The organism is Burkholderia paludis, assembly GCF_000732615.1.
Lineage (GTDB): Bacteria > Pseudomonadota > Gammaproteobacteria > Burkholderiales > Burkholderiaceae > Burkholderia > Burkholderia paludis.
In genome coordinates this window covers 1-12,141 of record NZ_JPGL01000032.1, presented here as the reverse complement: position 1 = coordinate 12,141, position 12,141 = coordinate 1, and the positions used below count along the sequence as shown (strand labels likewise).

At 65.0% G+C, this 12,141-nt stretch carries 14 protein-coding genes; 3 read left to right on the top strand and 11 right to left on the bottom strand.

Annotation, left to right across the window (positions count from 1 at the left end; all coding sequences use genetic code 11):
- Positions 1-31: 31 nt before the first annotated feature.
- From GQ56_RS0120760 to GQ56_RS0120725, 8 genes are all read right to left on the bottom strand, one after another.
- Positions 32-952: a catechol 2,3-dioxygenase gene (locus GQ56_RS0120760; RefSeq protein WP_031400449.1), complete on the bottom strand. Its 921-nt coding sequence runs from the start codon at positions 950-952 to the stop codon at positions 32-34.
- 41 nt (positions 953-993) lie between these two features.
- Positions 994-1,290 (bottom strand): 2Fe-2S iron-sulfur cluster-binding protein, encoded by a 297-nt coding sequence (locus tag GQ56_RS0120755; RefSeq protein ID WP_031400448.1) that lies wholly within the window; start codon positions 1,288-1,290, stop codon positions 994-996.
- A gap of 10 nt (positions 1,291-1,300) precedes the next feature.
- On the bottom strand, positions 1,301-2,362 hold the full coding sequence (locus GQ56_RS0120750) for an NADH:ubiquinone reductase (Na(+)-transporting) subunit F (RefSeq protein WP_031400447.1): 1,062 nt from the start codon (positions 2,360-2,362) through the stop codon (positions 1,301-1,303).
- Between the two features lie 11 nt (positions 2,363-2,373).
- Positions 2,374-2,739, bottom strand: a complete 366-nt coding sequence (locus tag GQ56_RS0120745; protein ID WP_063962860.1) for a phenol hydroxylase subunit P4 — start codon at positions 2,737-2,739, stop codon at positions 2,374-2,376.
- A 67-nt stretch (positions 2,740-2,806) separates the two neighbouring features.
- On the bottom strand, positions 2,807-4,348 hold the full coding sequence (locus tag GQ56_RS0120740) for an aromatic/alkene/methane monooxygenase hydroxylase/oxygenase subunit alpha (RefSeq protein WP_031400445.1): 1,542 nt from the start codon (positions 4,346-4,348) through the stop codon (positions 2,807-2,809).
- Positions 4,349-4,372: 24 nt separating this feature from the next.
- Entirely contained in the window at positions 4,373-4,645 is a 273-nt protein-coding gene (locus GQ56_RS0120735) for an MmoB/DmpM family protein (RefSeq protein ID WP_031400444.1), read from the bottom strand.
- Positions 4,642-5,652 carry an aromatic/alkene monooxygenase hydroxylase subunit beta gene (locus GQ56_RS0120730; RefSeq protein ID WP_031400443.1) on the bottom strand — a complete coding sequence of 337 codons (1,011 nt, stop codon included), beginning with the start codon at positions 5,650-5,652 and terminating at the stop codon, positions 4,642-4,644. Before GQ56_RS0120730 ends, GQ56_RS0120735 begins: the two co-directional genes overlap by 4 nt.
- A 29-nt stretch (positions 5,653-5,681) precedes the next feature.
- Complete coding sequence (locus GQ56_RS0120725) at positions 5,682-5,951, bottom strand: phenol hydroxylase subunit (RefSeq protein WP_235212723.1); 270 nt, start codon at positions 5,949-5,951, stop codon at positions 5,682-5,684.
- 38 nt (positions 5,952-5,989) lie between these two features.
- On the opposite strand from GQ56_RS0120725, the gene GQ56_RS0120720 reads away from it, so the two are divergent.
- A complete protein-coding gene (locus GQ56_RS0120720; protein WP_321029200.1) occupies positions 5,990-7,957 on the top strand; it encodes a sigma 54-interacting transcriptional regulator in 1,968 nt (655 codons plus the stop codon).
- Between the two features lie 45 nt (positions 7,958-8,002).
- Here the strand turns inward: GQ56_RS0120720 and GQ56_RS0120715 are convergent, their stop codons facing one another.
- Positions 8,003-8,887, bottom strand: a complete 885-nt coding sequence (locus GQ56_RS0120715) for a LysR substrate-binding domain-containing protein (protein ID WP_031400440.1) — start codon at positions 8,885-8,887, stop codon at positions 8,003-8,005.
- 122 nt (positions 8,888-9,009) lie between these two features.
- Between GQ56_RS0120715 and GQ56_RS0120710 the strand changes: the two genes are divergently transcribed.
- Both GQ56_RS0120710 and GQ56_RS0120705 read left to right on the top strand, forming a co-directional pair.
- On the top strand, positions 9,010-9,960 hold the full coding sequence (locus GQ56_RS0120710; RefSeq protein ID WP_031400439.1) for an amidohydrolase family protein: 951 nt from the start codon (positions 9,010-9,012) through the stop codon (positions 9,958-9,960).
- Positions 9,961-10,264: 304 nt separating this feature from the next.
- On the top strand, positions 10,265-10,762 hold the full coding sequence (locus GQ56_RS0120705; protein WP_052007278.1) for a MarR family winged helix-turn-helix transcriptional regulator: 498 nt from the start codon (positions 10,265-10,267) through the stop codon (positions 10,760-10,762).
- Between the two features lie 356 nt (positions 10,763-11,118).
- Here GQ56_RS0120705 and GQ56_RS47060 read toward each other — a convergent pair whose 3' ends face one another.
- Together GQ56_RS47060 and GQ56_RS0120695 are read right to left on the bottom strand one after the other, a co-directional pair.
- Entirely contained in the window at positions 11,119-11,760 is a 642-nt protein-coding gene (locus GQ56_RS47060; protein WP_052001434.1) for a TetR/AcrR family transcriptional regulator, read from the bottom strand.
- A gap of 39 nt (positions 11,761-11,799) precedes the next feature.
- Positions 11,800-12,141: TolC family protein (locus GQ56_RS0120695; RefSeq protein ID WP_031400436.1), on the bottom strand; the 342-nt coding region annotated here is incomplete at its 5' end.

Genomic DNA, 12,141 nt, shown 5'->3' with positions numbered 1-12,141 from the left:
TTATGCGGATCAAGAATGAGAATCTGTCGAATCAGGTCATGACAGAAATAAAGGACTCCTTGACTTTTCTTTCGTGATAGAAGAGTCCCCTTGCAATCTCGTCGGCCGTCCACGTCAACGAAGGACGATCCGGATACCAGATGTATCCGCCGCTGAAGACTTCGTTGCGATTGCCCGAAGGATCGAAGAAATAGAGCGTTTCGCCGCGTGTCGCGCCGTGACGCGTCGGCCCGACATCGTGGGACACGTCGTATTCCGCGACCAGGTCGGCCGCCCTGAGCACGTCGGACCACGAATCCACGTTGAACGACACGTGGTGAAGCTTCCCCTTGACGGGCGCACGCATGAACGCGACGTCGTGAGGCTTGGTGCTGCACGTCAGGAAAACGGCGACCAGCGTTTCACCGTCGACGAACTTCTCGGTGACCTGGAATCCGAGCACGTCGACGAACAGCGCCGCCACGCCGTCCACGTCGTCGCCGTACAACGCGCAATGGTCGAACCGGGTCGGGTGAATGCCCTTCAGGCCCGCCGCCATCACGCCCGGATTGGTGGTCGGCATGCCGTTGCCTGTCAGGGTCTTCCGGGCGAACAGTTCGAACAGGTGGCCGGTGGGCGCGACGAATCGCAGCCGGCGCCCGGTCTCGAGATGCTCCCCCTCCGGCACCCACTCGATCGGGACGCCGGCCTCCCGAAGCCGCCCCGACAACTCGTCCAGCGCCGCGTCGCTGGCGACCTTGAAGCCCATGTAGTCGAGCCCCGGCGAATCGGACTCGCGCAGGACGACGCTGTGATGATCGTGCTCGTCCCACGCCTTCAGATAGACGCGGCCGGCCGCGTCCCTGCCCGTTTCCAGCAGGCCCAGGACGTCGCAATAGTGGCGAACGGCCTCGTCCAGATCCATCACGCGAAGGGCGACATGCCCCGGGCGCAACACACCTTGCATGCTCATTTCAAGTCTCCTGAATGTATTGATGGGTACCGATGTGCTCGTTAAATCTTTCTTCCCAGCTTCTTCAAGCGGATGTCGGAAAGCGGCAGGACCTGGCACGCCAGCACGATCCGCTCCGCTTCGTCCGCCTCGCTGACCTGTGCGCGGCTCATCTTCCGGACGCGGTACGTGCCCTCCAGAATCCGGACCCGACAGATTCCGCAGCCGCCGTTCCGGCAGCCGACCGGAACGCTCTCGCGGCGCGCCTTCTCCATGCCATGCAAAAGCGAGACATCCGGTCCGCAACTGAAACGCTCGCCGTCGTCCTCGACGGTCACGACAAATTCCGTCTCGTACATGGACGCCCCTTCAGATATTCCGGAACAGCGGACTGCGCGTCCCGCGCTGCTCGGCGTCCGCGCCGCTGAAAAACCGTTCCAGGTAGATGTCGCGTTCGAACAGGCGCCCCTTCATGAGCGTCCGGATCGACGCTTCGATCATCGGCGGCGGTCCGCACAGGTACGCCTTGTGCTCGCGGAAGTCGCCCTGGAACACCGCCTCGGCGGCCTCATGCACGAAGCCCCGGCGCCCCTGCCACGCGGAATCGGCCGGTTCGTCCGAGAGCACGGGCACGTACGTGAAGTTCGGGTAATCCTTCTCGAGCGTCTCGAACAACCCGGCGTAGTACAGCTCCGCGCGATTGCGGGCCCCCTGGAACAGATGGATCGCGCGGGTGTCGCCGCTTTCCAGCATGTCCATGACCATCGACTTCGGGCTGGAGAGGCCCGAGCCGCCGGCGACGAAGATGACCGGGCGCGCATCCGACTTGCGCACGTAGAACCGGCCGAGCGGCCCCGAGAAGCGCAAGCGCTCGCCGGCCTGCAGCGATTCGTGGAGATACGTCGTCGCCACGCCGCCCGGGACTTTCCGGACATGCAGCTCGATCAGCTCCGCGGACGGCGTGCTCGCGATCGAGAAGGCGCGCGGTTGCCCGGCCCCCGGAACGTGCAGGTTCAGGTACTGACCGGGCTGGAAATCGAGCGCCCCGTCGAGCACGCGCAGCCTGACCTGCCGGATCGTCGGCGTCAGGTCCTCGATGGATTCGACGACCGAATCGAAGTCGCGCAGCGGAATCGGCCGCGCATCGCCGTCGGATTCGATCTCCGCCTCGATCACGATGTCGGAGACCGGCGTCGCGCAACACGCGAGACACTTCCCCTCTTCGCGCTCGGAATCCATCAATGCAAAGGGAGAGGGGTCGCCGTGCTCGAACTCGCCATCGACGACCTGCACCTTGCAGGTCGCGCACAGCCCGTGACAGCAGGCGTGCGGCAACCAGATGCCATGACGCAGGGCGGCGTCCAGCAACGTCTGCCCCTGCGCCACGTCGATGACCTGACCGATCGGCTCAATGGTTAGCTGGTAAGTCATGGACATCACCTTCAGGAAAGCGTGTTGCGGTCTGCCGGCGTGACGAACGTCCGGAACGACAGGAAAGCCTTGTGTTCGAGGCCCAGCGCGGCAAACGACAGCGCCGGATCGAAATCGACGCGCCGATCCGACACGCTCCACTCGGTGCGCGCCCAGTCGATGTGCGGCCATTCCGGATCGGACGCGAAGGTCGTGGCCGGGAGAACCGTCTCGACGAACGCCCCGAACGTGAGGTCGGGCGGGACCGGCAACGTGATCGGCGAACAGAAGTTCAGATGGCCGTCCCATCGGACGAACAGCAGTTGTTGACCGTGGAAATGCTCGACACGGTCAGTCACGTTGCCCTGGTAACCGGGCTGAAGGGATACGACAGGCATGAGTGTCTCCATGGCGGTCACCTTCCGGTGACCGCACGATATTTTTCGGGATCGACGGGGAGCGGCGTCAGGCCGCGCGCACGACGGGCGAGTCAGGCTGCTTCCAGCGCGCCCAGTTCTGCGCGTCCTGAGACGTTTCGAACGCACCGGCATCCGCGACGGGGTCGATATGAGCGCTGCGGATGACATCCTCCAGCCCGGGCCCGCCGGCGTTGCCCTGAAGGATCTGGTGCACCGGCAGCCGGGCCTGGACGTACTTTTCCGGCTCGTGGTCGAAGATGTCCTTGCAGCCGTCGGAGCAGAAGTGGTACGCGTCGCCGAGATAGCGGCTTTCGCGGTGCGCAAGGCGCGTCGGGTCATCCGGCTCGGTGAAGACCATCGGCAACTGGCAGGTCTGGCACAGGCACGGCAGGCTCGTGTTGAACCAGCGCTTGCCGGCCTGTTCGCCTGCCTTCCACTGCTCGAAGCGCGGACGGTACAGCGCGTCGAACGATTGCGGATACTGCCCGGAGAGCCAGGCCATTTCGTCGTCCTGCGGCATCCACGCATGCACGCCCGCGCCCCAGCAGTACTGATAGAAAAGCGACCACGTCTGGTGCGATACGTGGTGCTTCTCCTTGACCGACTGCTCCCAGTATTTCGGCATCCGGATGCCGTACCGCGACAGATCCTCGAAGAGCGCGCCGCCGCTCTGCTCGAAGTAGATCTCCCAGGCTTCGCGCCACGACATGATGCGTTTCGGCAGCATGTAGTCCATCATCATCGCGACGAGGGACAGCAGGCGGTAGCCGCGCCAGAACCACTTGTCGATCCATCGCTGCACGATCGGAACGTTGTCGGGGTCCTGCTCGAGCATGAACTTGATCACTTCGAGCCCGAGCGTCATGTGGCGCGCCTCGTCGGACTGCGCCGAGAAGCCGAACGTCACGGTCGCCATGTCGCCGTTGTACGCCGCGCCCGACATGAACGGCATGAACAGCAGGTTCGTCAGGACGAACTCGAACGAGAACGACGTCGCGGTCAGGAACTCGAACGGGCCCGCGGTCATCGCATCGTTGACGAACGATTTCGGTACCGACAGGTACCACGCGCGGTCGAAATTCTGCGGCCACGAATGGAAGCCGTTGAAGTACTTGTTGTAATGACTGAGCGTGTGCACCTGCGTCTGGCAGTGGCGCAGCTCGTCGATCGCCTGCATCTGGCAGGCCACCCGCGGGCCGACGCCGCGCAACTGGCGCCCCACCATCGCGAAGCCGCGGTGCGCGTTGTATTCGATCGGCGTGACGCCCGTCAGGAAGATCTTGATGGCGTTGATGTAGCGTGCGTCGCTGACGTTCAGATGGCCGTTGTTCTGGGAGAAGGCGTCGATGATCGCGTAGAGCTTGCGCTCCTTCTCCGCCTGATACTTCCAGTAGGCATCCATCGTGAGACGAAACGGATCCTCCCATTTGTCCCAGTCGTGAATCTTGATCCCCTCGAACTTGTCGTAGGGAAAAACCTCGTCCATGGATGCATAGGTGGTCTCCCACCCGAGGCCGCGCGTCATCAGGCCGTACCGCTGCTTGAGGGTCAGTTTCTTCGCCGCTGCCGGTTGATTCTGGGCATTCATTGTCTGTCTCCGCTCTTGTTCCGGCTAGTTGAACCAGCCGATCACGAACTCTTCGTCCGTTTCGTCCACGTTCCCCGATATGCTGATCAGGTTCACGTGCAGTTCCTGTACATCCCAGTTGCGCCCGAGGTGCGCCTCCACCGTCGAACGCTTCACGCAGAGCCGCCGGGCGGCATCGATCTTGACCATCGCGGGCATGTAGACCACGTTCGCGTGGGGGTTGTCCTCCTCGATCGCCTGCACGATAGGCCGCGTGTCGTCATTGCTCTGGAGCGCGAGGAACACCATCTTGCTCATGCCGCACCTCCGCGACCGGCCAGACCGAGCTTTTGAATCCGCGCCTCGAACGACGCATCCAGCTCCGCGAGCAGGCCTTCCGGCACCCGCTCCCCGAGACCCTGCGCGATGGACGCGACGGCCGGTTGAATCACGGCGCGTCGCTCGCTCGTCCAGCGCTCCACCCGGTCGCGGTTGGCCTCGGATTCCCCGACCACGGTCCGGATGACCGAATCGACCCACCCTTTCGTCTCGTCGAACCAGTCGTTCATGAAGGCGGTCAGCATCGCGAGCTCCATGCCGCCGCGCTCGTCCGCCCAGCTCTCGACGCATCGCCGCACGAACGGATAGACATACCCGTCGAACACGAGGTCCTGCGCCACGAACAGCTCGAAGAAGTCGCGGCAGACGAAACTCCGCTCGACGGCCGCGCGCAGCGGCTGCCACTGCGCGCCTTGCAGCCACGCATCCTTGGCCGCGTCCAGCAGCGGCCCCTGCTGCGGATCGAACATCAGGCCGATCCGCGTCAGGTACTGGGCCGTGCCGAGCCGGTCCATCGTCGCGAACATCGTCGCGTTGGTCAGCGCCGCGCCGTAGCCATAGGCGGTGACGTAGTCGTTGTTCATGTTCGCCGCCCATTCGTAATGCCGGAGCGGTACGAGCACGTCACGCACGAATTCCACGAAGGCGGCGCTCACGCGCGCGACGAAGCCGCTGCGTTCGGCGAGTGCGAAATTGCTTTCGAACACGTCCTGCTGACGCGCGCGCGCCATCGTGTAGGTGCCGTAGTAAAACTGGCGCGGGTCCTTCAGCGCGTACCAGTCGGCCATTTCGATCGAGCTGCGCGCCTTGTCGTAAAGCTCGCGCTCGGGCTCCCAGAGGGGCCGGTAATGGAAGTTGACCTCCTCCTGAATATCGAAGCTCGCTTCCTGATATCGCGAAGCCGGCTTGTCGCCGAAGCGTCGAGCCGTATAGGCGTACGTATTCCTGATCGGCTGCACCGATGAGGTCTTGATGTCGATCTGCACGTTGTCTCCTCCAGAAAAATCGCGCGGGCTCAGTCCTGCACACCGGGTTGCCCGTACTGCCATTTGCATCGATCCCGTTCCAGCCCTGCCTCCTGCTCGGGGGTCAGCCGCTGTGCTCCGTGACGCCGGCAAAACGCCTCGAAAAGCGGGGTCGGCATGATCATTTCGACCGCGAGGTCGGGATCGCCGATCGAGAACTCGAACTCGACGAAACGCCCGTTGCGCATGCCGAGTACGCGTACGAAACACGCATCGGGCACCACGCCCGGATTCGGAACAGGAACTTCGATATCGATCACGATCGCCTCCGTTGTGTGCACGACTTTTAGCAACCCCCGTGCCAGCAGACGAGGCGGTTGATTTCATTGCGGAAATCCGGGCGGCTCGGCCTACGTGCCGCGAAGGCGGCTTGCGAAAATTCGACAATTGCCGGCCGCTTGCGAAATTCATAAAGCCGCGCCGCGCCGCGCATCCGGGGATCGGTAAAGGCCTGACTTTGCAGAGCGGGCCGGCGCTTGTAAGCTCCGCTGTTCGAGAATCACGACGGACGTCGGCCCCACAAGACCGACCCTCAACCGAAGAGGCACATTGCATGAGCAAGGCACGTAGAGCGGAGACAGCCACGTGGGAGCCCGGGTCGCCGGGCATCGAGGAGGTAGCGAGCCGGATCCGGTTCCTGTTCGACAGGGCCCAGATCTGGCTGGACGAGGAACGGATGGTGCTGATGCACTCCTCCGCGCTGTGCTGCCTGCGCGGCGAGCTCATCGAAACCCTGGGCATCGAGCGCGCCAGGGGCGTGCTGACACGCATGGGATATGCGTCGGGCATCCGGGATGCCGGGATCGTGCGCCAGCGCTACCCGGGCATTTCCGACCTCGAACTGCTGTACAAGGGGCCGCTCCTTCATGCGCTCGAGGGCATTGCGAAAGTCGAATCGACCCGGATGGAAATCGACATCGCGAGCGGCCACTACTACGTCGATTGCCTGTGGAAGGACTCGATCGAGCTCTACCTCAACGACAAGCTGCTCGGCCCGAGCGACGGCCCGGTCTGCTGGTCCGAGGTCGGGCACGCGACCGGCTTCGTCAGCGGGCTCATGGGCCGCTTCGTGCTCCACCGGGAGGTGGAGCGCACCGCCAACGGCTGCCGGTTCATCGGCATGCCGCTGGAAAAGTGGCCCGACGCCGCGGACGAACTCAAGTACTACCAGGCGGATTCGATTGCCGAGGAAATCCTGTCCTTGCGACAGGAAGTCGAAACCCTGCGCTCGACCATCCAGGAGCGCGGCGTGCCGGCCTCGCTGATCGGCGACAGCCCGCGGTTCCGCGACGCCTGGTCGCTGATCGAGCGCGCGGCCCCGAGCCTGATCACGGTGCTGCTCCTCGGCGAGACGGGCGTGGGGAAGGAAGTGTTCGCCCGCGCGCTGCACAACGCCAGCCCGCGCGCCGAGAAGCCGTTCGTCGCGGTGAACTGCGGCGCGCTTCCCGCCGAGCTGCTCGAATCCGAACTGTTCGGGGTCGAGAAAGGCGCGTACACGGGTGCGATGACGTCCAGGGAAGGCCGGTTCGAGCGTGCGAACGGCGGCACGCTGTTTCTCGACGAAATCGGCGAACTGAGCCTCGGCGCGCAGACCCGCCTGTTGCGGGTCTTGCAGGAGGGCGAGATCGAGCGCCTGGGCGACACCACGACACGCAGGATCGACGTGCGCCTGGTCGCCGCAACCAATGTGGACCTGGAGAAGGCGGTCGACGAAGGACGCTTTCGCAAGGACCTGTTTTATCGGATCAATGCCTATCCCGTCGTCATCCCGCCGCTGAGGGATCGCAAGGAGGACATCCCCGTCCTGTCCAGACACTTCCTGGGCGAGCTTGCCGCCCGCGAGGGAAAGCGAATCGCCGGCCTCACCGACAAGGCGCGGTTTGCGCTGTCCGAATACGAATGGCCCGGCAACGTGCGCGAACTGCGCAACGTGATCGAACGCGGCGTCATTCTCACGTCCGACGGCGAACGGATCGACCTGCAATCGTTGTTCCCGCAACTTCCCGCGTCGACGCGCACGGGAAAAGCCGCGCGACTCTCGCGCGACGGCGGGATCTCGTCGTCGGGCGACGACATCGTCGAGCAGTTCATCGAACATGCGCTGAACAGGAGAATGCGCATGGAGGACGTCGAAACGCTGCTCGTGAACGCCGCCATCGAACGAAGCCAGAGCAATCTCAGTCACGCGGCCAGGCTGCTCGGCGTGTCGCGCGCCCAGATCGCCTACCGCGTCAGCAAGCGGATTCCGCCCACTCCGTCCGAATGAGCGACGACGCGGGACGCGCGCTGCGATACGCGGCGCGCGCCGCCTTCATCCCGCACGCTCGCCGAGCATCTCCAGATACCGCCGGGTGGCGCCCCACTCGCCGCCGATGCGGCTGATCACGACCAGCTCCGATTTCGGCGCGCGCCCCGCCAGCTTCCGGAACACCACGTTGGCCAGCGCGATCCTTTTCACCGGCTCGGGCGCGAGCACCACCCCGAGACCGGCCGCCGTAAGCGCCAGCGCGGACAGCGTGCTGCCCATCCTGTACATGACGCGCGGCTCCTTGCCGAGCACCTGCCGCAGGATCTCCAGCTGCCCTTCGCTGTCGTGGTCGGCGGCATAGACGATGAGCGGCTCGTCCGCCACCGCCGCGACGCTCACCGAACGCTGTTTCGCCAGCGGATGCCGGTCGCTCATCGCCACTTCCCACGCCCAGCTGCCGACCGTTCGCACGTCGAGCTTCGCATCGAAGTCCTTGCAGAACACCGGGCAATAGCCGATATCGAGCTGGCCCGCGAGAATCGCGTCCTGCTGCGCGACCGGCGCCATTTCGCGCAGGTCGAGCACCACGTCGGGCCACGCCGCATGAAACGCGGCGAGATCCTCGGACAGCCGTGCCGACGCGACCGCGTTGCCGACGAAGCCGATCCGCACCACGCCTGCCTCGCCGCTGGCCGCGCGCTGCACCAGCGTCTTCGTGCGCTCGGCCTGTTCGATCGTGCGCCGCGCCTCGGTCACCAGCAGCCGCCCGGCGTCCGTCAGCGCGACCTTGCGCGTGCTGCGCTCGAACAGCGCCCCGCCCAGTTCCTCCTCGAGCGCGCGGATCTGCGCGCTCAGCGCGGGCTGCACGATATGCAGCCGCTCCGCCGCGCGGCCGAAATGGCCTTCCTCGGCAACCGCAAGAAAGTAGCGCAAATGACGAAGATCCATGGTGTCTATTTATCACTCGAAACGATCAATCCTGAAATTTAAACGATTAGATCGGAAAATCAACTGCACTCATACTCGTGAACGGATGCTGCGACACAGCCCATTCTTACAGGAGTCCAATCATGTCCGATCGCAACCGTATTGACGTTCACCAGCACATCGTCCCGCCTTTCTGGGCCGACGCATTGCCCGCGCATGGCGGCGATCCGTCCGGCTGGAGCTGCCCCGCGTGGAGCGTGGACAGCGCGCTCGCCTTCATGGATTCGGTGGGCACCGCAACCGGCGTGCTGTCGCTGACGGCGCCGGGCGTGAAGGGATGGCACGGTCGGGAAAAGCGCGACATCGCACGCAAGGTGAACGACTACACCGCGGAAGTCGTCGCGAAGCATCCGACCCGGTTCGGCAACTTTGCGACACTGCCGCTGCCTGACGTCGACGGCGCGCTCGCTGAAATCGGCTACGCGTTCGACACGCTGAACGTCGACGGCGTCGTACTGCTCAGCAACTACGATGGCGTCTACCTCGGCGACGCGGCGTTCGAACCCGTGTGGGCGGAACTGAATCGCCGCAATGCAGTGGCCTTCATCCACCCGTCGATGCCCCCGCTCGCGCAGATGGCAGGCTTGCCCGGCCCGATGCTCGACTATCCGTTCGATACGACCCGCACCGCGGTGCAGCTTGTTCTCAACGGCGTCGTTTCCCGATACCCGAACGTACGCATCATCCTGTCGCATGCCGGCGGGTTCCTGCCGTACGCGGCTTACCGCGTCGCCCAAGTGGCGCCGCTCGCGCGCAACGACGTGCCGGCTGCCGACGGCGTGCTCGATCTGCTCCGGTCGTTCTACTTCGACACCGCGCTGTCGTCTCCGTCGGCGCTGCCGAGCCTCGCGGCGTTCGCGAAGCCCGACCGCATCCTGTTCGGAAGCGATTTCCCGTACGCACCCGCGCCCATCAGCGCGATGTTTACGGCCGAGCAAGACGGCAGCACCGTGCTGGGCGCCGACCAGCACGCCGCGATCAACCGCGGCAACGCACTGCCGCTGTTCCCGCGTCTCGCCGCGTTGAACCCGTAACGCGCTGCGCGCTGCCGCGCCCCCGGCGCGCGGCATGCGCATCACGTCCCGACAGCCGGGGCGTTGCCGGCCGGCTATGGCGTGATGCACGCCGCCGGTCGCTGCCATGATTCACGGTTGTATCGTGACCCGACGGGTAATCGCCGATACGGGTCCGGCGCGGATATCCCGATACGGCGCCCGACGTGGCGCCGGGATCTGCCGCCGTGGTCGACGGCGGCCCTCCGCACACGCTGTTCAGTCAACCTGCCGCCGTCGATGTCTTCGCAGGCGGCGGCGGCAGAAGCCCCGTATCGACCGGGCCATGCAACGAATCGAGCACTGCACGATGGTCCATCCGTCTTCAACTCGCGACGTCAGCCCCGCAGCCCTGCCGACCGGCGACGGGCTGGAGCTTCTTCTGTACCGCACCCGGGCGGCCATTTATCACACGATCTCGCCGCGCATGAAAGCCCGACTGGGCATCACGGTCGCGCAGGCCCGCATCCTGCTCATGCTTGCCAATCGCCCGCTCTGCATGACGGCTGATCTCGCACGGGAACTCGATATGGACGCCGGCGCCGCTGCACGGATGATCGGCCGCATGGAGCAGCAAGGCCTGCTGACGCGCAAGCGCTGCGACGGCGACCGGCGAATCGTTCGACTACAGATCACGCAGGAGGCCCGGTTGCTCGCCGAGCGAATTCCGGCGATCGTCTCGACGGCTTCCGACGAGTTGCTGTCGATGCTCGATCCGGACGAAATCCTGTCGCTCAAGAGCATGCTCGGCCGCGTCGTCGAGAACGGGATGCGTCACGGCTGATACGCAGGGGGTGGGCTGGCCGTCGAATCGCCTCCTCATGCCCGGTCTCCCGGCTCAGTGACTGAAATCCGGAGCGCTGCACGATTCGAATCGGTGGGGATGTCGCGTGAACCCGAGTGTCGGCAGCGTCACCAGGCAGGCGCCGGGCGACGTCCGGCTCGATCGGGCCCGCGTCGGGTTCTTCAATGTCGTTGCCGATAGCGCGCCAGGTCTGGCTGACGGCGTGCCTTCCATGTAGATAAAGGCTTCGCGATTGCACCATGCCGTGCCCGCTCGACGAACGCATCGCCCCACGGGCGTCCGTTGCGCGCCGGCCTTGCAGCGAGCGCTGCCGGCCGGCAAGTCACGCCCCGCTGCTACGATCGTTTCCGCGTGGCGGAAACCTCGTCGGCTTCGTCCAGTATCTTGCCGACGCTCTGGCGGATGACCTGATCGCCGGATAGCTTCTTGCGATGCAGGAAGCGCTCGGATGGACGAAGCTGCGCCAGCCCGATCAGCAACGCCTGCAAATGCAACGCCTCGGCTTCCGAAGTCGGCTCGGCCGACTTGTTCCGCCCATGCGCGCCCAACCCGAAATCCCGGCACAACACGTCGTTCAGAGCTTCATGGGTTGTCCAGAACAATTCCCTTGCGGGGCCTTCCGTCACGGGTTCGGCCAGGAACAATTCGTAGTGCATCATCCATGCTCCCGCGGACGCACTGATGCGCCCGGCCTCGGGTTCGGCCAGCATCGCGCGACAGAAGCGCACCAGGCGTCGCGCGGGCCGTACGGATTCGCCGGAGCCCGCGAGTCTCGACAACTCGTCGCACACGCGCGCACGAACGCGCATGAACACGCCCAACAGCAGCGCGCTCTTGTCCTTGAAGTGCCAGTAGACCGCCCCGCGCGTCACCCCCGCGGCTTCGGCAATCTCCTCGAGCGAGGCCGCACGATATCCGCGCTCGATGAAACAACGCTCACTCGCGTCGAGAATCGCTTCGCGAGTGAGCGTTGCCACTTCCTTTGTACGCCTAGCCACTATCGGCCCCGATGGAGATCAATTCGAACGGGGAGACGGTGGCGTCGAACCGGTGGAACCATATTCGACCGGCGCATCCGGCGCGCGCGGCGCCTCGCCGGCGCGCTCGATCCACCCGCCGCCCAGCGCGCGATACAGATCGACCAGATTGGTCCAGCGGGCCAGACGCGCGCTGATCAGCGATTGCTGCGCCGAGTACAGATCCGTCTGCGCGGTCAGCACCGACAGGTAGCTGTCGACACCGTTCCGGTAACGCAGGTCCGACAGGTCGAAGCGGCGCTGCTGCGCGTGCTCGTTGCGCGCCAGCGCCGCGATCTGCTGGTCGTACGTGCCGCGCGCGGCCAGGCCGTCCGACACCTC

What these genes read in the sequence shown, in the direction of transcription:
- GQ56_RS0120760 (WP_031400449.1), bottom strand. Translation starts at nt 952, where the DNA reads ATGAGCATGCAAGGTGTGTTGCGCCCGGGGCATGTCGCCCTTCGCGTG.
- GQ56_RS0120755 (WP_031400448.1), bottom strand. Translation starts at nt 1,290, where the DNA reads ATGTACGAGACGGAATTTGTCGTGACCGTCGAGGACGACGGCGAGCGT.
- GQ56_RS0120750 (WP_031400447.1), bottom strand. Translation starts at nt 2,362, where the DNA reads ATGACTTACCAGCTAACCATTGAGCCGATCGGTCAGGTCATCGACGTG.
- GQ56_RS0120745 (WP_063962860.1), bottom strand. Translation starts at nt 2,739, where the DNA reads ATGCCTGTCGTATCCCTTCAGCCCGGTTACCAGGGCAACGTGACTGAC.
- GQ56_RS0120740 (WP_031400445.1), bottom strand. Translation starts at nt 4,348, where the DNA reads ATGAATGCCCAGAATCAACCGGCAGCGGCGAAGAAACTGACCCTCAAG.
- GQ56_RS0120735 (WP_031400444.1), bottom strand. Translation starts at nt 4,645, where the DNA reads ATGAGCAAGATGGTGTTCCTCGCGCTCCAGAGCAATGACGACACGCGG.
- GQ56_RS0120715 (WP_031400440.1), bottom strand. Translation starts at nt 8,887, where the DNA reads ATGGATCTTCGTCATTTGCGCTACTTTCTTGCGGTTGCCGAGGAAGGC.
- GQ56_RS0120710 (WP_031400439.1), top strand. Translation starts at nt 9,010, where the DNA reads ATGTCCGATCGCAACCGTATTGACGTTCACCAGCACATCGTCCCGCCT.
- GQ56_RS0120705 (WP_052007278.1), top strand. Translation starts at nt 10,265, where the DNA reads ATGCAACGAATCGAGCACTGCACGATGGTCCATCCGTCTTCAACTCGC.